Annotated in this window: 21 protein-coding genes and 1 tRNA gene; 13 read left to right on the top strand and 9 right to left on the bottom strand. The window is 62.6% G+C overall.

Annotation, left to right across the window (positions count from 1 at the left end):
- Window positions 1-122 precede the first annotated feature (122 nt).
- On the top strand, window positions 123-509 hold the full coding sequence (locus HSRCO_RS10680; RefSeq protein WP_259517632.1) for a VanZ family protein: 387 nt from the start codon (window positions 123-125) through the stop codon (window positions 507-509).
- Between the two features lie 45 nt (window positions 510-554).
- Here HSRCO_RS10680 and HSRCO_RS10675 read toward each other — a convergent pair whose 3' ends face one another.
- Both HSRCO_RS10675 and HSRCO_RS10670 read right to left on the bottom strand, forming a co-directional pair.
- Complete coding sequence (locus HSRCO_RS10675) at window positions 555-953, bottom strand: PPOX class F420-dependent oxidoreductase (RefSeq protein WP_259517631.1); 399 nt, start codon at window positions 951-953, stop codon at window positions 555-557.
- A 108-nt stretch (window positions 954-1,061) separates the two neighbouring features.
- Window positions 1,062-2,036, bottom strand: a complete 975-nt coding sequence (locus HSRCO_RS10670; protein ID WP_259517630.1) for a hypothetical protein — start codon at window positions 2,034-2,036, stop codon at window positions 1,062-1,064.
- A 324-nt stretch (window positions 2,037-2,360) separates the two neighbouring features.
- Between HSRCO_RS10670 and HSRCO_RS10665 the strand changes: the two genes are divergently transcribed.
- From HSRCO_RS10665 to HSRCO_RS10655, 3 genes are all read left to right on the top strand, one after another.
- Complete coding sequence (locus HSRCO_RS10665) at window positions 2,361-3,407, top strand: radical SAM protein (RefSeq protein ID WP_259517629.1); 1,047 nt, start codon at window positions 2,361-2,363, stop codon at window positions 3,405-3,407.
- Window positions 3,408-3,491: 84 nt separating this feature from the next.
- Complete coding sequence (locus tag HSRCO_RS10660) at window positions 3,492-4,949, top strand: ATPase domain-containing protein (RefSeq protein WP_259517628.1); 1,458 nt, start codon at window positions 3,492-3,494, stop codon at window positions 4,947-4,949.
- Window positions 4,950-4,997: 48 nt separating this feature from the next.
- Window positions 4,998-6,050, top strand: a complete 1,053-nt coding sequence (locus tag HSRCO_RS10655; protein ID WP_259517627.1) for a sensor histidine kinase KdpD — start codon at window positions 4,998-5,000, stop codon at window positions 6,048-6,050.
- Between the two features lie 511 nt (window positions 6,051-6,561).
- On the opposite strand, the gene HSRCO_RS10650 is transcribed toward HSRCO_RS10655, so the two are convergent.
- Together HSRCO_RS10650 and HSRCO_RS10645 are read right to left on the bottom strand one after the other, a co-directional pair.
- Window positions 6,562-6,636, bottom strand: a tRNA-Glu gene (locus tag HSRCO_RS10650).
- A gap of 62 nt (window positions 6,637-6,698) precedes the next feature.
- Window positions 6,699-8,660, bottom strand: coding sequence for a 3-hydroxyacyl-CoA dehydrogenase/enoyl-CoA hydratase family protein (locus HSRCO_RS10645; protein WP_259517626.1), 1,962 nt, complete (start codon window positions 8,658-8,660; stop codon window positions 6,699-6,701).
- Between the two features lie 157 nt (window positions 8,661-8,817).
- Between HSRCO_RS10645 and HSRCO_RS10640 the strand changes: the two genes are divergently transcribed.
- Window positions 8,818-9,390 (top strand): DNA-3-methyladenine glycosylase, encoded by a 573-nt coding sequence (locus HSRCO_RS10640; RefSeq protein ID WP_259517625.1) that lies wholly within the window; start codon window positions 8,818-8,820, stop codon window positions 9,388-9,390.
- Here the strand turns inward: HSRCO_RS10640 and HSRCO_RS10635 are convergent, their stop codons facing one another.
- Window positions 9,391-10,725, bottom strand: coding sequence for a RimK/LysX family protein (locus HSRCO_RS10635; protein ID WP_259517624.1), 1,335 nt, complete (start codon window positions 10,723-10,725; stop codon window positions 9,391-9,393). It abuts the gene before it with no gap.
- 121 nt (window positions 10,726-10,846) lie between these two features.
- Here HSRCO_RS10635 and HSRCO_RS10630 point away from each other — a divergent pair, with 121 nt between their 5' ends.
- The 8 genes from HSRCO_RS10630 (at window position 10,847) to HSRCO_RS10595 (ending at window position 17,131) form a co-directional block, all read left to right on the top strand.
- Entirely contained in the window at window positions 10,847-11,878 is a 1,032-nt protein-coding gene (locus HSRCO_RS10630) for a succinylglutamate desuccinylase/aspartoacylase family protein (protein ID WP_259517623.1), read from the top strand.
- Window positions 11,879-11,962: 84 nt separating this feature from the next.
- Entirely contained in the window at window positions 11,963-12,355 is a 393-nt protein-coding gene (sdhC, locus tag HSRCO_RS10625; RefSeq protein WP_259517622.1) for a succinate dehydrogenase, cytochrome b556 subunit, read from the top strand.
- Window positions 12,355-12,723, top strand: a complete 369-nt coding sequence (locus HSRCO_RS10620; RefSeq protein WP_259517621.1) for a succinate dehydrogenase — start codon at window positions 12,355-12,357, stop codon at window positions 12,721-12,723. The genes sdhC and HSRCO_RS10620 overlap by 1 nt, the downstream gene beginning before the upstream one ends.
- Before the next feature lies 1 nt (window position 12,724).
- Window positions 12,725-13,570: a succinate dehydrogenase/fumarate reductase iron-sulfur subunit gene (locus HSRCO_RS10615; protein ID WP_259517620.1), complete on the top strand. Its 846-nt coding sequence runs from the start codon at window positions 12,725-12,727 to the stop codon at window positions 13,568-13,570.
- Between the two features lie 3 nt (window positions 13,571-13,573).
- A complete protein-coding gene (locus HSRCO_RS10610) occupies window positions 13,574-15,403 on the top strand; it encodes an FAD-binding protein (protein ID WP_259517619.1) in 1,830 nt (609 codons plus the stop codon).
- A 246-nt stretch (window positions 15,404-15,649) separates the two neighbouring features.
- Entirely contained in the window at window positions 15,650-15,937 is a 288-nt protein-coding gene (locus HSRCO_RS10605; RefSeq protein WP_259517618.1) for a hypothetical protein, read from the top strand.
- Window positions 15,937-16,509 (top strand): adenylate kinase, encoded by a 573-nt coding sequence (locus HSRCO_RS10600; protein WP_259517617.1) that lies wholly within the window; start codon window positions 15,937-15,939, stop codon window positions 16,507-16,509. Before HSRCO_RS10605 ends, HSRCO_RS10600 begins: the two co-directional genes overlap by 1 nt.
- 124 nt (window positions 16,510-16,633) lie before the next feature.
- Window positions 16,634-17,131: a metallophosphoesterase family protein gene (locus tag HSRCO_RS10595; RefSeq protein ID WP_259517616.1), complete on the top strand. Its 498-nt coding sequence runs from the start codon at window positions 16,634-16,636 to the stop codon at window positions 17,129-17,131.
- Window positions 17,132-17,161: 30 nt separating this feature from the next.
- On the opposite strand, the gene HSRCO_RS10590 is transcribed toward HSRCO_RS10595, so the two are convergent.
- The 4 genes from HSRCO_RS10590 to purD all read right to left on the bottom strand — a co-directional run bounded on the left by HSRCO_RS10590 (window position 17,162) and on the right by purD (window position 20,479).
- Complete coding sequence (locus HSRCO_RS10590; protein WP_259517615.1) at window positions 17,162-18,151, bottom strand: LLM class flavin-dependent oxidoreductase; 990 nt, start codon at window positions 18,149-18,151, stop codon at window positions 17,162-17,164.
- Window positions 18,152-18,451: 300 nt separating this feature from the next.
- Complete coding sequence (locus tag HSRCO_RS10585) at window positions 18,452-18,646, bottom strand: XapX domain-containing protein (protein ID WP_259517614.1); 195 nt, start codon at window positions 18,644-18,646, stop codon at window positions 18,452-18,454.
- A gap of 50 nt (window positions 18,647-18,696) precedes the next feature.
- Complete coding sequence (locus tag HSRCO_RS10580; protein WP_259517613.1) at window positions 18,697-19,149, bottom strand: ferritin-like domain-containing protein; 453 nt, start codon at window positions 19,147-19,149, stop codon at window positions 18,697-18,699.
- A 46-nt stretch (window positions 19,150-19,195) separates the two neighbouring features.
- Window positions 19,196-20,479, bottom strand: a complete 1,284-nt coding sequence (gene purD, locus HSRCO_RS10575) for a phosphoribosylamine--glycine ligase (RefSeq protein WP_259517612.1) — start codon at window positions 20,477-20,479, stop codon at window positions 19,196-19,198.
- Between the last annotated feature and the right edge of the window lie 54 nt (window positions 20,480-20,533).

Here is a 20,533-nt window from a genome sequence, read left to right as displayed (position 1 = left end):
TGATCGCCGAATCGGTTAGTTGGCTGAACGATTTTCAGAGCCTGGGAACGATGGCTGTGTCGGTGTCGTCTCCGCTACGACCACCCTCGCCAGCCATAACCCCCGCATCCGTAGAGTACCATATGCGACAGTGGTCCACCGACGGCCGATGGGTGGCAGTCGTTGCATGGACGCTCGTCCTTCTCGTGGCGACACTCTTGCCCGCACCGCTCGAACGCAATCCGAAGTGGGACCCGATTGGCCCGGATACGGTTCTGCATTTCCTCGGCCACGCGGGCTATGCTATCGCACTCGCCAACGCCTTCGGAGCGGCCCGTCACGACAAGCGGACTGCGGCCGTTCTCTCGATAGCCGTCTCGGCTGGGTATGGATTCGTGATCGGTCGGCTACAGCAGTGGGTGCCCGGTCGGGCGAACGAACCGTCTGACCTGCTGGCCGGCCTGTTCGGCACCTGCTGTGCGGTCGTTGTCTGGTACGGCCGTGCCCGTCCATCCGATCGGTCTCCCTGATGGCTCTCCGAGACCGACTGGCGGGCCCTGGTGACCTGGGTCCCCTCACTCGCTCGTCAGCACCTCGTCCGGTCGGATACGGAGGACGACCCGTTCGGTCTGGATCGGATTCTGGTAGGAATCGACGTCCATGTAGCGCCGAGCGAGTTCGTCGATGTGGTCTCTCGCCCCGTCGGTCGTCACCTCGTCCACCGTGCCCGTCACCGAGAGGAACCGATAGGGGTCGTCCGGGTCGACCATGCTCACCGCGACGGTCGGGTCGGACCTGACGTTTCGCTCCTTTCGCCGGCCCCGCTCCGTATTGACCAGCAGGCGGTCGTCGGTCTCGTCGTAATCGATCCAGACGGGTGTCGCGTGCGGAGTGCCGTCCGGCGAAATCGTGGTCACGTGGGCGAACGTGGGCTTTTCGAACAGGTCCCGGTAGGACGTCGGAATGGTTGCCATATGTCCGACGTCGGCGGTCGTTCGATTAATTCTGTCGGCCTGATAACCGATCCGTCGCCCGAGCGGGGCTATACTCGATGATTTCCGTTCCGGGGTAGGTACGTCGATTCACCCCTCGAACTCGGCACTCGCTCGGTCGACGGACTCGTTCAGGTCGTCGTCGGTCGTAATCGCATCGTGTAACCACTGTTCGTCATTTCCAGCGGTCGCCTCGACGATACGGACGAAATCCGCCACCGTGATCGGTCCATCGTGGCGGTTCATGGCCCGATAGACGTCGACGAGGGTCCGCTCGCCGTCACTGCCTGCACGGACCTCGGCGTCGACGACGTAGAGCAGTTTCGCGCCCCGGTGATAGTTGGCCCGCGTCCCCGTCCACTCCGCGGGATTGGATAGCGTCGTCTCCGGATACGTATCCTCGAGCATCAGCCGTTCGCGCACGTCCTCGTCGGTGACTGGATCGTACTGTTCTTCCATGACCCGATAGGAGTAGTACGTCGCGCTCGCTTCGCTGAACCACCGCATCTCGGGGGCCAGTGCGAACGACCGTTGGGAGTGGACGTACTCGTGGATCCAGACGCTCCCGACGGTCCCGTCCCAGAACGCCGTCTGCGCGATGTATCCACTATCGCCGTACATCATCCCGGCTGACGGGAGCGCACTCGGCGCGATGACCAGGGTCACCTGGCCGTTGGGATTCGGGTCGAAGGAGTACGGCGAGAGGAACTCGTCGAGGAAGTAGGCTTTCCGTGCCGGGTCGACGTCCATCCCGGTCGGTGCGACGACCATCACGGGCTGGTCATCGATCTCTTCTGTCGCCGAGGAGAGGTCGCCGACCAGCGCCCGTTCGCCGACAGTGACGACCCCTGCGTCGGGATCGCTTCCGACCGCTTCGAGCTCGGGTGGTAGCGACGAACGGGGGACGAACGCCCAGTTCTGGTGCTCGTCGGATAGTTTCGAGCGGACACCGTCGACCTCGAACTGCTTCGTCTCGTTCGACGCGGTCAGGTACGTGACGGTCACCGTCGTATCCCCCGAGACGTCCGTCACGACCGCTCCCTGGTCACTCCCAATTTCCGTCACAGCGAGTCCTGTGAGGGTCAATCCCGCTCCTAGGATACCCGTGAGTACCACGACTGCGACGACTGCTGACAGGTTTCTGCGGGCCAACTGCGGTACTGGGAGTTTTTCGAGCATGGCCTGACCGATCCGATATATCGATCGATAGTCCCGAGTCGTAGAGAGTCTTCCGCAGATCAGACAATTTCGTTCCCGTATTTTCGTCTTCGGCCAGGGACGCGCCCGGTCGATGCCGACGGTCAGAGATCCATGCGTACCGACGCCGGCCTGGACAGGAGGTCCGGCGCCACGCAATAGGGATACCGCTGCAGCGGATAGCCGAACACGATGACCGGCCCCGTCAGTACGGCCACCGACCCGACCGAGGCAGTCCTCTCGGAGTCGGCGCTGTCGGTCCACGGCGTCTGTGAGTACGTCGTCAACGTGGCGACTGGCTGTCGACACGGCTGTGCGTTCTGTTACGTTCCCTCCACACCGCCGGTCAGGGCTCGGACGGAGATGATCTCCGCGAACGTGGCCGTCGACTCCCCGCGGGAGGACTGGGGTGCGTACGTGCTCTACCGCGAGGACCTCGCCGACCGGCTCGATGCACACCTCGATAGAAAACGGACCTGGCGGGAGACCGACCTCGGTGGGGGCATCGTCGGCGTATCCTTCAGCACCGATCCGTATATGGACGACCGGGCGGCCGCCATCGCCACCGACGTGGTCCGCGTGCTCGCAGAACACGGAAAACCCGTCCGCGTGCTGACTCGAAATCCGAGCAGAGCGGTCCGCGACCTCGAGACCTTCGAGCAGGCGGGTGAGTCCGTCACGGTCGGGACCTCGGTTCCCTCACTCGACGCCGAGGCCGTCGGCGCACTGGAACCGTTCGCTCCGCCGCCGGAACGCCGACTCGAAGCCCTCCAGACGTTCGCCGACGCGGGTGTTCCGGTGTACGTCCTGGCCTCACCGACGTACCCCGACCAGAACGACGGTGAACTCCGCTCGCTGTTCGAACGGATCGCGGCGGTCGATCCCGACGTCGTGTTCCACGAACCGTTCAACGTGCGTAGTGCCCGGATGCAACAGACGATACGGGCGGCCAGCGAGGGTGGCTGTGACGAACTCGCGGCGACATTCGAGCGATTGGACGATACCGCCGCCTGGGTCGAGAACGCGTTCGAACAGTCCAGACAGGTGCTGGCCATCGGTTCCGAGCTCGATTTGCCGGTTCATCTGTGCCCGCATTACCAACTCACGCAAGCCGCCGACGGCGAGATCCGCGAGTGGTTCGAGGCGTGGCGTGGTCGACAACCGCCGGAGCGGTTCGGCGGTCGCCCGCTACCGGGCGGCCCGCCCATACCACCTGGCCCTCGCAGTGGCGGCGAATGAGTTCGCGTCCAGGCGGGACGGAAGGGTATCCGTACCGAAAAATTTATTCAAAATGTGAATCGTAGGAAACGATTACACTATTTCATGCAACCCGAAATATCTTCACTGAGCTCTGGCGTGCCCGCGCTGGATACCATTTTACACGGTGGATACATCGTCGGTCGCCTCTACCTGATCCGGGGACATCCAGGCACGGGAAAAACGCTTGCCGGGATGCACTTCCTGGAAGAGGGGATCCAGCAAGGAGAAACGGTGCTGTTCATTCATGGCGAGGAATCAGAGACGGAGATTCTGGCAAACGCTGCGCAATTCGATATCGACCTGTCGGATGCCAATTTCCTCGATTTGGGTCCCGAGTCGGAGTTCTTCACCGAAAGCAAGTCACACGATCTGGTCGATCCGAGTGACGTCGACCGCGATCAGCACACGGAATCGATCTACAACGCCATCGCGGAGATCAACCCGAGTCGGGTCGTGATCGATCCGATCACACAGATACGGTACGTAGAGGCAAATGAGTACGAATTTCGGAAGCGAATCCTCGCGTTCATGCGATTTCTCAAGGGTCGTGAGACGACGGTCTTAGCCACGACGACGCCGTCGCAAAATCAGGAGTTCGACGTGGAAATGCAGTCTCTCGCGGATGGTGTCATCGAAATGGAGCGGGGAGAGGGTGGCCGGCGTGTCGAGATCACGAAACATCGTGGCTACGGCCAGGCAGAAGGCGACCACGGCCTGGAAATCCGATCCCAGGGTCTCGAAGTCTATCCCGCACTCATCCCAGAACAACGTGACCGGTCGTTCGATCCTGAACGAATCAGCTCCGGGATCGATGGGCTCGATACGTTGGTCGGTGGTGGAATCGAGTCGGGCACGGTGACCATCGTCAGTGGCCCGACGGGGGTCGGGAAGACTACCACTGGGTCCTTATTTCTCACCGAAGCCGCCCAGAACGGGACGACCGCCACGCTCTATCTCTTCGAGGAGAGCGAGGAAACCTTCACGTATCGCCTCGATGCACTCGGGATGCCGATTACCGAACTCAGAGAGCAGGGGACCCTACAGGTACGGGAAGTCGAACCGTTGTCACTCTCGGCTGAAGAGTTTGCGGAGATGGTTCGTTCGGATGTCGAGGAGAACGGCACCGAACTCGTCATGATCGATGGGATCGACGGGTATACGATGTCGCTGCAGGGAACCGAAGAGGGACTGGTGAGGAAACTGCATTCGCTGACGCGAGTCCTGAAAAACCGGGGCGTGAGCGTGTTCGTCACCGACGAAATTTCGACGATAACCGGGCTGACCTCGGCGACCAGTTCCAATATTAGTTATATTGCCGACAATATCTTGTTCTTGAGCTATATGGAGGTGGATGGAGAACTGCACAAAGTGATCGGAACGCTGAAAAAGCGAGCAGGGGACTTCGAACAGACGCTCCGTGAGTTCGATATTTCCCAAGCGGGAATCTTCGTGGGTGAGCCGTTGTCTGGCGTTTCTGGGATTCTGGATGGGTCACCGCACTTTACGAGTCCCGCAGAATGAGCATCGAGTCAACAGATACCAACCGACATCATTCGAGGTCAGAGCACCATGCACACTGTCCAGTTACTCATCGAAGATAGCGGTAATCGGGAGGTGATCTCGGAGTTTCTCGACGATACGTACGATATTCTGACCGGAGACGACGTCGAGCAGGCGGACGCGTATCTCGTCGAGGATTCCCTCTACTCCGGGGTTCGCGACGATCTGCACCAGGTCGTCGTGTCGGAGCGGCCCGTATTTCGTCCGGTCGTACTGATCCGGGGCGCGAAAGCGCAGTCGTCCTCGATTCAACGAGACGTCCTCGAGGAGGACGAGCGTTCGCTGGTCGTCGATAGTATCGACGCGCCGGTCCGGGGGCCAGTGGTTCGACGGCGACTTGCATCACTGCTCGAGCGCAGAGAACAGTCTCGGGAACTCCAGCAGAAGATTGAACAGGTCGAACGGCAACGGGATGCGCTCAGCGTGCTCAACCAGATGGTCCGCCACGATATCCGAAACGACATGCAACTCGTCCTTGGCTATGCCCAACAACTCGCAGACTCCGTCGACCAGGACGGTGCGGACGCTCTCGAGACCGTCATCGATTCGACCGAAGAGGCGATCGAATTGACCACCGAGGCACGGGAACTCACCGACCTGCTCTTGGAAGCGGACTCGAATATCGGATCGATCCGGATCAATGACGTGGTCGAAGACGAACTTGCGGCGGCGAGGAACGCCCACCCCGACAGTATCATCGACTACCGACGGCCAGAGACTGACCTGACAGTCACCGGTGACAAGATGTTCTCATCAGTGATCCGAAATCTGGTGTCGAACGCAATCCGGCACAACGATGCTGAAACCCCGAGGGTGTCCGTTTCTCTCACACACAACGGGGGTTCCGCGTTCCTCTCCGTTGCCGACAACGGGCCTGGCATCCCAGACGAGCAGACTCCGGACATCTTCGAACGGGGATCCATGGGTGACGAGAGTCGTGGAACGGGAATCGGCTTGTATCTGGTATCGATGATCGTCGATCGGTATGGGGGCGACGTCCACGTGACTGACAGCGAGTCCGGTGGCGCCGAATTCGTCGTCGAATTGCCGATTGCCGAGTAAGAACTACCCGCGTTGCATTCCACGGTGGCGGTCGGCCGTAGTGACCTCTCGTACGACTCCCGGGGCATCGTTTTCTCGTGTATTTTTCTTCTCGGTTACGGCAGGTGTGCCGAAATGAATCGATCGTACCGGTGGGGTTTCGAACCCGATGGCGAATCCTCGCTGCGCTCGGATTCGCGTAGTTCAAATCCCTTCCGTGCGCGCTTCGCTCGCTCGAAAACTCGCTCGCTGTAGTGCTCGCGGTTCCACCGCTCACAGTATCGAGACACTCGCTTCGCTCGTGTCTCGCATGCTCCGTCAGGGATGTGAACCAATACCAGACGTGCTCACTTCGCTGCGCGCGACTGGTAGGGTGTCAAATCCCTTTCCGTCGCATTTTCTCACTTCGTTCGAAAAGTGCTCCGTCAGGGATTTGAACCACGCCCAGAAATGCTCGCTCCGCTGCGCCTTTCTGGTCTACTTCAAATCCCTTCCGTGCGCGCTTCGCTCGCTCGAAAATCGCTCGCTGTAGTGCTCCGTCAGGGATTTGAACCCTGGTCCTCGGCTCGAAAGGCCAAGATGATTGGCCGGACTACACCAACGGAGCGACATCACCCAGTTACCGGGTGGTTCTAAAAAGGATGTCGTTCTGCGCCTGCCCTCGCCGTGTTACTTGCCCTCGAACTCCGGCTCGCCGTCGCCCATGAACGCGGTGATGCCCTCCATCAGGTCGTCGGTGTTGTAGAGCATCCCGAACGCCTGGGCCTCGATCTCGAGGCCGGCCTCGGTGTCGTCGCGTCCCGCGAGCATCGCGCGCTTCGTGTACTTCTGGGCGACCGGCGGGCCGGAGGCGAGGTCACGGGCAACCTCCCAGATGCGGTCTTCGAACTCCTCGGTCGGAACGACCTCGTTGAGGAAGCCGAACTCTTTCATCGTCTCGGGGTCGAAACGCTCGGCGGTGAAGATGATCTCCTTGGCGCGCCCCTCGCCAACGATGTTCATCAGGCGCTGGGTGCCGCCCCAGCCTGGCAGGAGGCCGAGGTCGTGTTCGGGCTGTCCCAGCTCGGAGCGTTCCGAGGCGATGCGCATGTCGCCACACATCGACATCTCCATGCCGCCGCCGAGGCAGAACCCGTCGATGCCGACGAGCACGGGCATGTCGACACGCTCGAGCTTCCCGAAGGTCTGTTGCCCTTTCCGGGAGAGTTCGACCGCGTCGAGGGGGTCTGCACTCCCCGCCATCGCCTGCACGTCGGCTCCGGCGGAGCAGGCCCGGTCGCCCTCGCCGGTGATGAGAAGGGCGCGGACCTCGTCGTTCTCCTCGAACTCGTCGATGGCGTCGGCAAGGTCATCGAGGAGTTCGCCGCTAATGGTGTTCATGCGGTGTGGACGGGAGAGCTGGATGTGGCCGACGCGGTCCTTGACCTCGAGGTTGATCGTCTCGAGGTCCAGCGAATCCGAATCGTCCGCACTCTCGGCACCGTGGAACGTCTCGCCTGCTTCGGCCATGCGTTGGAGTTCGGCGGCCGGTTCGTAGCGCGGTTCGTCCTGCTCGACCAGAATCTCGTAGAGGTCCTCGATCCCACGCTCGTCGGCAGTCTTCGCTGGCCCTTCGGGATAGCCGGCCCCGAGCTGGACCGCCTTGTCGATGGCCGATGGCGGAGCGACATCGTCGCCGACGAGTTTCGCGACTTCGTTGGCCATCATCGCCATCAGTCGGTCGGCGAGGTCGTCGCGGACCTCGTCGGATGGGATATCTACCCCACCGTCGTCGTAATCGTAGAACCCCTTCCCGGTCTTCGTTCCGAGTTCATCGGCTTCGACCTTCTCGACGAGGAGCGGACACGGCTCGTACGCCTCCCCGAGGACGGACTCCATGTACTCGAGAACGTGCACGGACACGTCCACACCGACCTGGTCGGTCAGCTGGAACGAGCCCATCGGGTGGCCCATGCCGAACTTCGTCGTGGAGTCGACCTCGGCCACCGTCGCTTCGCCCTCGTGGACGAGCCACGCGGCCTCGTTGAGGACGGGCACGAGGACTCGGTTCACGATGAATCCCGGGCTATCCTTCTGGACGCGCACTGGCGTCTTTCCGAAATCCTCGGCGAGCTCCTCGGTGAGGTCCAGCACCTCGTCGTCGGTGTGGCCGCCGCGGATCACCTCGACGAGGTCCATGCGCACTGGCGGGTTGAAAAAGTGCATCCCACAGAACTTCTCGGGACGGTCGGTCACCTCCGAGAGGTCCGTGATCGAGAGGCTGGACGTGTTCGTCGCGAAGACGGTGTGCTCGGGTGCGTACTCCTCGATCTCGTCGTAGACGGACTCCTTGATGTCCATCTTCTCCGGGACCGCCTCGATGACGAAATCGGCGTCTTCGACTGCCGTCTCCATGTCGACGAGCGCCTCGACCCGGTCCAGGGCGGCATCGGCCTCCGCCTCGGGGATGCGGTCTTTCTCCGCGAGTTTGCCCAGCGACCACTCTATCTGCTCGTACCCGTCCTGGACGAACTCCTCTTTGATGTCACGCAACTTCACCTCGTACCCGGCGAGAGCCGCGACTTCGGCGATTCCGTGACCCATATTACCGGCGCCCATGACCGCGATGGTCTGGATACTGTCGAGGTCCATATGCACACGGTCTTGCGGGCGACGATTGAAGCTTTCTGTATTGCGCCACGTGAACGTAACGCACGTTTACTCCGGTGCAAACCCGACTCCCGTGCATCGTCGTTTCTCCGCGGCGCGCGCCGACGCGTATATCCGGGCTCGGTTCTCTCCTTCCGACATGAGCGACCCCATCGACGCCCTTCGGTCGGACCCACACCTCGGGACAGTCGTCGAGGATCACGGTCCTATCTCCGTCGAACCGGCTCCCGATGCCTTCGAGCGCCTCCTCTCCTCCATCGTCCGCCAACAGGTCTCGATGGACGCCGCGGCTGCGATCGAAGGCCGGCTATTCGACCGCGTCGACCCGACGCCAGCGAGCATCCTCGAGGCGGACCCCGATGCGATGCGGGAGGCGGGACTTTCGGCTGCCAAGACGGAGTACGTCCGCAATCTCGCCGACGCATGGCTGTCGAACGGGTGGTGTCGGTCGTACTTCGCGGACAAGACCGACGACGCGGTCATCGACGAACTGACGACCGTGAAAGGGGTCGGGGTATGGACGGGAAAGATGTTCCTCTTGTTCGGCCTGGGGCGTGAGGATATCTTCCCCGTCGAGGACCTCGGTATCAGGAATGCGATGTGGGACCTCGTCGACGAGGACCTGACTAGAGCCGAAATGGTCGAGACGGCGACAGCGTGGGCACCGTATCGTAGTTACGCCAGCGAGTACCTCTGGCGCACTATCGACTGATCACTCCTCTTCGTCGGTGACCGGTTCCTCGCCGTCGCTCCGGTGGCGAACGTCGACCTGGTAGTCCTGCAGGATGTCGCGTCCGAGCAACAGTTGGTACTCCATGTGGCTACGGTCCTCGAGACTCGCCTGGACGGTATGTCGGTCGCCGCCGATACCGACGACGATGTCGACGACGGGTCTCGACTTGCCACCCTTGTGACTGCCTGATTTCACCTTTGTCATGCTCTTGATGGGCCCGGCACCGATCTTCGCGGCCAGTCGCGTGTCGATGCTGGTCCGAGACGCGCCGGTGTCGGATTTCGATCGGATTCGCTCGGTGCCGCTGGTCCCGCTGACGAGGACGTCTTCGATGTAGCCGATGACCTTCCGTTCGCCGTCTCCCTGGGTGGGTCGTTTCGGCACGTTCGGCGGCATCGAGTCGTCGAGGACACCGGCGAGTCGCTGGACCTCGTCTTCGTCCACCTCGCCGCCCCCCATCTCGATTGCCTGTTTGGCGATATGGGCCGCCGGACTGATGCCGGTCGCTTTGTACAGCCCCTTGAACCCGGCTGTCGGGTTGACCTCGAGGAGGAACCAGCCGTCGATCCCCTTGACGAGGTCTACGCCTGCGTAGTCAAGCCCCAGGATGTCGGCGGCTTCGAGTGCCATGTCGGCGGCCTCGTCCGGGACGTCGTCGACGCCCTCGACGTCGCCACCGAGGGCGACGTTGGTCCGCCAGTCGTTTTCCGGCGCGTACCGGTTCATCGACGCGACGATCTCGTCGTCGACGATGTAGACGCGCAGGTCGCTGTGACGCTGGTCTTCGTTCTGGTCGATGAGCTCCTGGAGGAAGGCAAATCGGTCGCCGACGCGGGGATTGACGGTCTCCCCCTCGGTGATCTTCCAGGTACCGCCGCCGTGGGTGCCGATCGCGGTCTTGTAGACGACTTCGTCGCCGAACTGCAACCGCTCTTCGTTGAGGCGGTCGGCGTCGAGCGAGAGCAGGGCGTCCGGGATCCTGACGTCGGTGTCGCCCATCGCCGTGGCCGTCGCGAACTTGTGGAACGCGGTGAGGACGTTCTCCGGCCGGTTGAGCATCGGACGGAGCTGTGACAGGCTCTTCGCGAGCCCCAGCAGTTCCGATGGCTGCTCGGTCTTCGATAGTAACAATCGATTGAGGATGACGTCGACGTTCGGTTCGAGCGTGACGGAGTTGTCATCGATGTCGACGACGAGATTCTCCTCGCGGAGCCAGATCCCCTCGTGGCCCAGTTCGTTGACGGCGTTGATGATTGCCTTCGTCTCTTTGCTCGAATGGAGACTCAAAACGCCCACAGAAACGGATCGATCCATACATCTAATGAGGGGAGGGTCCGGTAAAACCGTTCTGTGATTGTTCTCGGTTTCGATTCGAAGACCGAGCAATTCGAACGACCTCCGAACACGTATAAAGGTCGCACTCCCATCCCTCGACATGACCGAGGGGGCGTTCACGTATAACGGCGGAAAAGTCGACCCCGGCGAAACCGCCAACATCCGATACAGCATCAGCGAAACCTACCTCGGAGACCCGATCAGGGTGCCGGTGACCATCGTCAACGGCACGGAACCCGGTCCCACTATCTTTCTCTCCGCGGCCGCTCACGGTGACGAGTTGAACGGAATCGAGGTCGTTCGGGAAGTCGCCTTCGAATGGGAGCACGACGACCTGCACGGGACGCTCATCTTGCTGCCCGTGCTCAACGTTCCGGCCTTCCTCTTCCAGCAACGCTATCTCCCCATCTACGACCGCGATCTGAACCGTTCGTTCCCCGGCGACCAGACCAGTACCAGTGCCAAGCGGATGGCCTATCAGCTCTTCAAGAACTTCATGGAGCCGGCGGATCTCGGTATCGACTTCCACACCTCGACGCGCGGCCGGACCAACATGCTCCACGTCAGGGCAGACATGGCCGACGAGGAGGTGTCTCGGCTTGCGCACGCGTTCGGCTCACACGTGATCATCGATTCGGAGGGATCCGAGGGAACGCTCCGCAGAGAGGCGACCGATGTGGGTGCCCCGACCATCACCATCGAGATGGGCGAGGCCCACCGGTTCCAGCGCCCCCTCATCGACCGCGCACTGGACGGGGTTGCCAGCGTGTTCGCCGAATACGGTCTCTGGCCTGACGAACCGGTCCACTGGCCTGGCTGGCGGACGATCATCGACACCAAGCACAAGACGTGGCTCCGGTCGGACGCAGGTGGACTCGTCGAGATGCACGTGGAGCGCGGTGATATGGTCGAAGAAGGAGCACCTATCGCCACCATCTCGAACCCGTTCAAGACCGAGACCACGCACGTCGAGGCCCCGTTCACTGGTCTCCTCGTCGGGGTCCTCGAAAACCCCGTGGTCTATCCAGGCAATCCGCTCTGTCACATCGTCGAACTGGACGACAGGACTCGTCGGGCCTTCTCGGGCACACTGGTCGATTCGCACGAGGAGCACCGTGGTCGCAAAAGCTGAGAAATCCGACCGACGGCGTGGAATTGTACCGCACAGAACAGGGTAGTAACTTCTATGTGCTGTGGGTCACACCTTCAATGTGGTATGAGTCAGTCGTATGACCGGGGCCCCGTCGAGGACTTCGGACGATGGACGGAGTTCTCGGCTGGCATGTGGGCCTGGGTATTTCACAAGTTCACCGGGTGGGTGTTGATCGGGTATCTGTTCGCCCATATCGCGGTGCTCAGTTCAGCTATCGCTGGACCAGAGGTATACACGCAGACGTTACAGAACCTCGAGAGCATCCTCCTGGTGCGAATGCTCGAGGTCGGACTGCTCGCGGTCGCCGTGTTCCACACGCTCAACGGCGTCCGCTTGCTACTCGTCGACCTCGGCATCGGACTTGAATCGCAAGCAAAGAGCTTCTACGCGTCGCTCATCGTGACGGCCATCATCGTGATCGCGAGCGTCCCGAACTTCATGGGGGGTGCGTTCTGATGGCGGAACAGTACTCCTCTTTTAAGTCGGGCACGACGCTATGGTTCCTCCAGCGCGTGACGGCGGCAATCCTCATCGTCACGTTGATGTTCCACTTCTTCTGGTTGCACTTCGTCAACCACGCGGCGGAGATTACCTTCCAGGGAACCGCCTACCGAATGGAACAACTGGGCTACTTCGCGACGATGCTGTTGTTCCTGTTCGCCGGTGCGTTCCACGGCGTCAACGGCGTCTACAACGCGTTGATCAATCAGGGACTCACCGGAACACCGAAACGCGTTCTCAAGTGGGTTCTCGTGGGGGCGGGCTTCGTCCTGGTGGTCCAGGGGATCCGCGTCGCATTGGCCATGAGTGGAGGCGCAATCTGACATGAGTACGGAGACACCAGAGACCGAGGACAGCGATGTACCGGACCCGCAGACGCGCCGCCTGAAGGAAAAGGAGACGCGAAAAGCGGCGAAAGAGGAGGCGGCGGCGGACGTCATCGAGGGCGAGACGGTCGAACTCAAGGTCTTCCGGTACGACCCGGAGATCGCCGACAAGCAGGAGCCACGCTTCGACACGTTCCACGTGCCGAAGTTCGAGGGGATGACGGTCCTCGACGCACTCATGGACGCCCGCGATCGGTACGACCCGACATTGACGTTCCGGCACTCGTGCCGACAGGCCGTCTGTGGCTCCGACGCCCTGTTCGTCAACGGCCGACAGCGACTGGCCTGCAAGACCCAGACCGTCGACCTCGACGAGCCAATCCAGATCGAACCGCTGCCCCATCGCCCCGTGGTGAAGGACCTGGTCGTGGACATGGAGCACTTCTACGACCAGATGCGGTCGGTCGAGCCGTTCTTCGATCCCGACGAACTCCCGGGGCCGGACCAGCAGCAACTCCAGACTCCCGAGAACCGGGAGCAGGTCAAGATGAGCACACGGTGTATCTGGTGTGGGGCCTGCATGTCATCGTGTAACATCGCTGCAGGGGACAACCAGTACCTCGGGCCGGCCGCGCTCAACAAGGCCTACCGCTTCTACTTCGACGAGCGCGAGGGCGAGAATCGACAGGAAGAACGCCTCAAGATCGTCGAGGAGGAGCACGGCGTCTGGCGGTGTCAGACACAGTTCTCCTGTACGGAGGTCTGCCCGAAGGACATCCCACTGACCGAGCACATCCAGGCACTCAAACGCGAGGCAGTCAAGAACAACCTCAAATTCTGGTAACCAATGTACGAACACGACGTACTCGTCGTCGGTGGTGGCGGTGCGGGACTCCGCGCAGCCATCGCTGCACACGAGGAAGGAGCGGACGTGGCGATCGTCTCGAAGATTCATCCGGTGCGTAGTCACACGGGCGCCGCCGAGGGTGGCATCAACGCGGCCCTGCAGGAGGACGACTCCTGGGAGGACCACGCGTACGACACGATGAAGGGGTCGGACTACCTCGCGGACGCCCCCGCGGTGGAGACCTTCGCCCAGACTAGCCCCGAGGAGGTCATCCAGCTGGAACACTGGGGGATGCCCTTCTCCCGGAACGAGGACGGCACCGTGATGCAACGGCCGTTCGGCGGACTCTCGTACCCCCGGACGACGTACGCCGGCGCCGAGACGGGACATCACCTGTTGCACACCCTGTACGAGCAGGTCGTCAAGCGAGGTATCGACGTCTACCAGGAGTGGTTCGTCACCCGACTCGCCGTCACCGACGAGGAGGACCCCGAAGACCGGTCGGCCCACGGGTTCGTCGCCATCGACGTCAAGAGCGGCGAAGTAGCCGGCTTCAAGGCCCGTAACGGCGTCATCCTCGCGACTGGTGGCGCCGGACAGGCTTACGATCACACGACGAACGCCGTCTCCCTGACGGGTGACGGTATCTCGATGGCCTACCGCGCGGGCGTTCCCATCGAGGACATGGAGATGATCCAGTTCCACCCGACGACGCTCCCGTCCACCGGCGTCCTCATCACCGAGGGTGTCCGTGGCGAGGGCGGTCGCCTGTTCAACAGCGAGGGTGAGCGGTTCATGTTCGAGTACGGCTATGCGACGAACGACGGCGAACTCGCCAGCCGAGACGTCGTCTCCCGAGCCGAACTCACGGAGGTCAACGAGGGGCGCGGCATCAACGACGAATACGTCTACCTCGACATGCGCCACCTCGGCGAGGAGCGAATCATGGACCGCCTCGAGAACATCGTCCACCTCGCGGAGGACTTCGAGGGCGTGAACGCGCTCGAAGAACCGATGCCGGTCAAACCAGGGCAACACTACATGATGGGCGGTATCGAGACCAACGAACACGGCCAGACCTGCATCGATGGCCTGTACGCGGCCGGCGAGACGGCCTGCGTGAGCCTCCACGGGGCGAACCGACTCGGTGGGAACGCCCTGCCCGACCTGTTCGTCTTCGGTGCCAATGCTGGCAGACACGCCGCCGGCGTGGACCTGGGCGACCCGATGATCCCCGTCGGGCCGGACGACGACGCCGAACGCGCGGACGTCGACTGGCCGGTCGAACCCGGTGCGGTCGAACCCGTCGTCGAAGAGCCCGCCGCCGACGGTGGCGTCACGGACCCAGCTGCGGTCGTCGAGACCGCCGTCGAGGCCGAAAAAGCCCGCATCGACGAACTCCTCTCGCGTGAGGACGGGGTCGAACACATGGAGATCCGCAAGAAGGTCCAGCAGGCGATGACCGAGTGGGTCAACGTCTTCCGCGAGGAAGAAGGTATCAAGAAGGCCCTGAAGGAGATCCGCGAGGCGCGGGAGATGTACAGCGACGTCTACGTGACGGACAAATCGCGGACCTTCAACACCGACCTCCAGCACACCCTGGAGACGGAGTCCGTCCTCGACGTCGCGGAGTCCATCGCGATGGGCGCGCTGGCCCGGACCGAGTTCCGCGGCGCCCACTGGCGCAAGGAACATCAGGAGCGCAAGGACGACGAGTGGATCAAACACACGATGCTCTCCTGGAACGACGGCGAGCCGGAGATGTGGTATCGCCCGGTGCTGCTCGAGGGCGAAGATACCGAGTGGGAACCCAAAGAGCGTAGCTACTGACACCGAGCGCACCGTCCACGGCCAGTCCGGTTTTACGTTGGCCTCCGTCTGTTGGCACGTCGCTTCAGTCTCACCCCCGACTGTCAGATGACTGGTTCAGTCGGGTCGATTCGATCGATGCCCCGTTCGCCGGCGTCGGACATCGAAATTCCAGGATGGTGCCGACCGCTCGGTTACAGCGACGGATACCAGTGGAAATCGACGGTGTCGCAAAACCTATATGATAAATGATTAAAGAAGGAGTGAATGCGACTACCAGAGACACGAGACCTGTTCGCCCGCGAGTTGACGTTCCCGACGTCCCACCGGACCGTTATCGAGGCCATCGGCGAGACGGAGCTCCAGGCGCCAACGGGGCAAAGCGAGTCTATCGAGGAGGTGCTCGATCGAACTTCGAACGAACAGTACCGGTCGGCAGACGAGCTCTACGACGCGTTGATGACGTTCGTCAGTGACGAATTCATCGGTAGGAAGTTCTACGACGATCGGGGAAGCACCCCGAAGGGAGAGGGCGAAGAGGAGGAGGTCTTCTGATGAGCGTCACCCTCCTCTCGGGTGTTCCCGGTGTCGGACTCACGAGCATCAGCGAGCGCGCGCGACGAGAACTCGACGAAGAGTACAAGCTGATCAACTTCGGCGACGTGATGTTGGAACACGCCGCCACGCGGGACTGGGCGAGCAGGCGGTCGGAACTGGGCACGCTCACCCGACGACAGACGAGACGGCTCCAGCGACGTGCCGGCGAGTACGTGGCCGACAGCGCCGAGACCGCGGAGATACTACTGACGACCCATCTGGCGGTCGAGACGGACGCCGGGTACCTCCACGGATTTCCCGATGCGGTCCTTCGCGACGTGAATCCTGGGCAGTTCGTTCTCGTCGAGGCCGCGCCGGAGACGATATTCGACCGCCGAACGGAGGCCGACCGCGAATACGGCGATGCAACGGTGCGAACCATCGAGTTCGAGCAGGATATCAATCGAACGGCGGCCTTCGAATACGCGGTCAACGTCGACGCGCCGGTCAGACTCGTCGAGAACGAGGGAGACATCGACGGGGCAGCCGCGGCGGTGGCGGACGCACTCCGGACACGGGAGACGGTGTAGTAGGTTCCCAGGGGACGGCTACGCCCAACCCACGCGCCCGACTGGGCTCCCCGCTTCCAATCGTCGAGTCTGCGGAATATCTCACGCCCCAGCGATTATTCCGACCGAGACCAAACAGACGACCATGGCTCGACTTGCGGTCGTCAGCGACACGCACATACCGGAACGAGCGGATGCGATTCCGGACTCGTTCAGGGAGCACCTCCGCAGCGCCGACCACGTCATTCACGCCGGCGACTTCACGACGGCAGCAGTTCACGAGGACCTCACCGACCTCGCCGACGGAAATCTGACCGCAGTGGTCGGCAATATGGACCCGCAGAACCTCGACCTGCCCTCCGTGGGGACCCTCGAGGTCGAGGACCGGACGTTCGTCGTGACCCACGGGACCGGAAGTCTCCACGAGTACGAGGAACGCGTCGCGAGGATCGTTCGCGAGGAGGGTGGCGAGGACGCCATCGGTGTCGCCGGGCACACCCACGAGGTGGTGGACACGACAGTCGATGGAATCCGACTCCTCAATCCGGGGAGCTGTACCGGTGCAGCACCCGCCACCGCCAGGACGATGCTGACCGTCGACATCGCGGGAGCCGATCTCGATGTAACGGTCCACGAACAATGAACTCCCGGCGGACGAGAGCGCCCCCACCCGTCAGTATCTGCTGGAGCCGCAGCGAACGACGTCCGCAAAGCGGCGTAACTGGGTGCGCTGATCCCGCGTCGTGAACCGAACGATCACGTTCTCGACCCCCGCGTCCTCGTACGCGTCGATGGTGTTTGCCACGTCTTCGGGTGGTCCGAAGGCGCCCCGGGCCTGGATCGCCTCGTCCGTGAGCCGGTCCCGTTCCGGGTAATACCGCTCGTAGAACGACCGTACCTCCTCGAGCGCGTCGGCTTCCGTCTCGCTGATGACCATATCGAGATACACCGCAGGCTCGAAGCTGTCCGGGTTCCGATCGGCCTCGCGGAGCAACGAGTGGATTCTGTCCAGGGACGCTTCGTAGGCTGGCGGCGAGACCCCGATCGGAAGCCATCCGTCCCCGTAGCTGAGGAGTCGATCACGGATCGAGATGGGGAATCCCTCGGACGGATCGAACGCCGCCGTTGGGATGTAGATCGGCGGTTTGCGGGTCGGCCCGAAGCCGATACTCGCTTGCTCCAGATCGAAGAACTCGCCCGCGAAGCTCACTGGGTCACCCTCCCACAGTCCGTTCACGATTTCGAGCAACTCGTCCATCCTGGCCCCACGGGTGTCGAAGTCGATCCCGAGGTTCTCGTACTCTCGCTGGACGTCGGCCCCGATGCCGACGCCGATGCCTAGGCCCAGCCGTCCCCCGCTGATCTGATCGATCGTCGCGGTGAGATGGGCGACGTGGACCGGGTTCCGAAGGGTCGGGAGATACACGGCGGTTCCGAGGTCGACGGCGTCGGTCACGCTAGCGATGGCCGCCAGTGTCGAGAGGGGTTCGAGACGTGGTTTCGCGAGGACGCTGTCGCCGACCCACACCCCGTCAATTCCCAGCGCCTCGGCGCGTCGAGCGAGACCGATCACTTCCGTCTCGGTCTTCGCGGTGAGCGACGTCTCGTTCTCGCTCGAGAGGACGATTTCCCGTGTCGGTAAGAGGTATCCGAACTTCGGCATACCCCATCATTGGTTGGCACTCACATACATCCTGCCGGTCGGAATCCTCCTCTATATGTAGCCCATCGATTACGGAGGCCACCGGAGACCCCCTTCTTTTCACCCGGGGAAATCCTCCGATCGACGGCCCACGATCGGGGAGGAGTGATGCGTCCGACCGCTCGTCCCCGGCTTCACAGCCGAGCGTTTATCTACGAAGCCGCGGCCACCCCTGACCATCCTGTGAGAACAGCGCGGGACGAACCCGGCTGGTGTGCGTCACTCCGTCTCGCGGCGATGTCGATGTGACGCCTGCAAGCCCTACAGTCCCAGCGCACCGAGCAGGTCGAAGCCGATACCCATGGCCTGCACGATCTTGTACCCCAGGTAGATGCCGACGATACCGAGCAGCCCCGAGAGGGTCGGCGGAGCCGGAATCGGGACCTGGAGGTACGCGAAGACGGCTCCGGCGACCGTTCCGGTCACCAGGGCGAGCACGGCGAGTGTCGTGTTCATATTGTAGATGGTGGGGGAGTCGAGAAAAAGCGGTTCGGAATGCCGACCGATCAGTCGGCGGCGTACTCCTTGCGGAAGCCGCGGAACTCCGTCCGGTGGGCTTCCTCGTCCGCGAGGAGGGTAACGGCGAGGTCCTCGGTGACCGGGTCGTCGGCTTCTTCGGCCGCCGTGATCAACGATCGATACGTCGCGATGGCGCCCTCCTCGGCCTCGACGACCCCGTCGATGACGGAGATCACGTCGGTCGTATCGGCCGGGGGCTGAAGACTCTCCTGGCGGGCTTCGAAATCCATCGACCCCGGTGGCGCCTCGTCGAGTTGCTTGAGCCGCTCGCCGAGTTGCTGTGCGTGACCGAGTTCCTCCTGGATGTCCGCCTGGAGCGATTCTTTGATCTCCTCGGCACGGACGCCGTCCAGGACGATGGAGTTGGCCATGTAGTTCATGACCGTCTCTATCTCGTCAGCGTACGCTTCGCGCAGCAGGTCGGTTACTTCATCTGCCATGGCGGTTTCTACGGCGACCACCTACTTAGAAGGGGGGCTTGCCGGGTTACTCGCCGCGGAGTTCGGCCATGTGCTCGATGCGGGACTGGACGAGTTCGTCCGTTCCGATATCGTGGCGGACGTGGAACCCCTCGTCGACGTCGGAGAGTGCATCGGCGGCGATGTCCTCGGCCGCCGCGATGGTGTCCGCAACGCCGACGACCGCAAACGAGCGTGACGTCGTCGTGAAGATACTGTCGTCGCGTTCGTCGACGGAGGCGTAGAAGAGCAACCCATCGCCCACGGACGCCTCGTCGAGCGCGACCCTCGCGCCAGCCTCGGGGTCCGTCGGATAGCCCGCTGGCACGGCGTACTTGCAGACGGTCGCCTGCGCGGCGAAGGCCAGGTCGGGGAGCGGTTCGCCGTCGCGGGCCGCGCGGAGCACGTCGAGAAAGTCCGTCTCCAGGATGGGCAACGTATTCATCGCCTCGGGGTCGCCGAACCGCGCGTTGAACTCGACGACCTTCGGTCCCTCGGTCGTGAGCATGAACTGCCCGTAGAGGATTCCGCGATAGTCCTCGAGGGCGTCGACCGTCTCCTCGATGATATCGACCGCTGCGTCGTACTCCGCGTCGGTCATGAAGGGGAGGGCGAACCTGGCGTCGGAGTAGCTTCCCATACCGCCGGTGTTGGGCCCCTCGTCGCCCTCGTAGGCGCGTTTGTGATCCTGGACCGCCGGGGTCACCCGTACGTCGCCGTTGGCCACGAACGCCTGAACCGTGAACTCCTCGCCGACGAGGCGCTCCTCGATGACCCATTCCTCGTAGTCGCTCTCACGGATGTAGGCGGCGGCCTCGGGCTTCGATAGCTGATCGCCGGTCACCCGGACACCCTTGCCACCGGTGAGTCCGCGGGGTTTGACGGCGACGTCGCCGTCGACCGACTCGACGTACGCCGCGGCAGGGTCGCGCGCTTCGAAGGTGGCGAACGCGGGCGTTCCCGTGATATCGTGTTCGGCCATGAACTCCCGCTGGAAGGCCTTGTCCGTCTCGATCCGTGCGTCGGCCTGTCGCGGGCCGAAGGCGTAGATTCCCGCGTCTTCGAGGGCGTCGACGACCCCCGCCTGCAGTGCTGCTTCCGGGCCGATGACCGCCAGTGACGCGTCGACGGACTCGGCGTATTCCACCACGCTCGACGCGTCTGTCTCGTCGAGGGTCTCGAAATCGGCGGCGATGCTGGCGATGCCGGGATTTCGGTTACTCGCACAGGCGTACAGTTCGGCGTCGGCGAGCGCGCGGGCGATGGCGTGTTCGCGACCGCCACCGCCGACGAGCAGGACGGAGTCACTCATTATCGACGGGGACGGGCCACCGTTGTGTAAAGGTTACCGTTGCTACCGCCAAAA

Source organism: Halanaeroarchaeum sp. HSR-CO (assembly GCF_024972755.1).
GTDB lineage: Archaea > Halobacteriota > Halobacteria > Halobacteriales > Halobacteriaceae > Halanaeroarchaeum.
The sequence above is the reverse complement of the archived record's forward strand: the minus strand, read 5'-3'. Positions and strand labels throughout refer to the sequence as shown.

What these genes read in the sequence shown, in the direction of transcription:
- HSRCO_RS10680 (WP_259517632.1), top strand. Translation starts at nt 123, where the DNA reads ATGCGACAGTGGTCCACCGACGGCCGATGGGTGGCAGTCGTTGCATGG.
- HSRCO_RS10675 (WP_259517631.1), bottom strand. Translation starts at nt 953, where the DNA reads ATGGCAACCATTCCGACGTCCTACCGGGACCTGTTCGAAAAGCCCACG.
- HSRCO_RS10665 (WP_259517629.1), top strand. Translation starts at nt 2,361, where the DNA reads ATGACCGGCCCCGTCAGTACGGCCACCGACCCGACCGAGGCAGTCCTC.
- HSRCO_RS10660 (WP_259517628.1), top strand. Translation starts at nt 3,492, where the DNA reads ATGCAACCCGAAATATCTTCACTGAGCTCTGGCGTGCCCGCGCTGGAT.
- HSRCO_RS10655 (WP_259517627.1), top strand. Translation starts at nt 4,998, where the DNA reads ATGCACACTGTCCAGTTACTCATCGAAGATAGCGGTAATCGGGAGGTG.
- HSRCO_RS10645 (WP_259517626.1), bottom strand. Translation starts at nt 8,660, where the DNA reads ATGGACCTCGACAGTATCCAGACCATCGCGGTCATGGGCGCCGGTAAT.
- HSRCO_RS10640 (WP_259517625.1), top strand. Translation starts at nt 8,818, where the DNA reads ATGAGCGACCCCATCGACGCCCTTCGGTCGGACCCACACCTCGGGACA.
- HSRCO_RS10635 (WP_259517624.1), bottom strand. Translation starts at nt 10,725, where the DNA reads ATGGATCGATCCGTTTCTGTGGGCGTTTTGAGTCTCCATTCGAGCAAA.
- HSRCO_RS10630 (WP_259517623.1), top strand. Translation starts at nt 10,847, where the DNA reads ATGACCGAGGGGGCGTTCACGTATAACGGCGGAAAAGTCGACCCCGGC.
- sdhC (WP_259517622.1), top strand. Translation starts at nt 11,963, where the DNA reads ATGAGTCAGTCGTATGACCGGGGCCCCGTCGAGGACTTCGGACGATGG.
- HSRCO_RS10620 (WP_259517621.1), top strand. Translation starts at nt 12,355, where the DNA reads ATGGCGGAACAGTACTCCTCTTTTAAGTCGGGCACGACGCTATGGTTC.
- HSRCO_RS10615 (WP_259517620.1), top strand. Translation starts at nt 12,725, where the DNA reads ATGAGTACGGAGACACCAGAGACCGAGGACAGCGATGTACCGGACCCG.
- HSRCO_RS10610 (WP_259517619.1), top strand. Translation starts at nt 13,574, where the DNA reads ATGTACGAACACGACGTACTCGTCGTCGGTGGTGGCGGTGCGGGACTC.
- HSRCO_RS10605 (WP_259517618.1), top strand. Translation starts at nt 15,650, where the DNA reads ATGCGACTACCAGAGACACGAGACCTGTTCGCCCGCGAGTTGACGTTC.
- HSRCO_RS10600 (WP_259517617.1), top strand. Translation starts at nt 15,937, where the DNA reads ATGAGCGTCACCCTCCTCTCGGGTGTTCCCGGTGTCGGACTCACGAGC.
- HSRCO_RS10595 (WP_259517616.1), top strand. Translation starts at nt 16,634, where the DNA reads ATGGCTCGACTTGCGGTCGTCAGCGACACGCACATACCGGAACGAGCG.
- HSRCO_RS10590 (WP_259517615.1), bottom strand. Translation starts at nt 18,151, where the DNA reads ATGCCGAAGTTCGGATACCTCTTACCGACACGGGAAATCGTCCTCTCG.
- HSRCO_RS10585 (WP_259517614.1), bottom strand. Translation starts at nt 18,646, where the DNA reads ATGAACACGACACTCGCCGTGCTCGCCCTGGTGACCGGAACGGTCGCC.
- HSRCO_RS10580 (WP_259517613.1), bottom strand. Translation starts at nt 19,149, where the DNA reads ATGGCAGATGAAGTAACCGACCTGCTGCGCGAAGCGTACGCTGACGAG.
- purD (WP_259517612.1), bottom strand. Translation starts at nt 20,479, where the DNA reads ATGAGTGACTCCGTCCTGCTCGTCGGCGGTGGCGGTCGCGAACACGCC.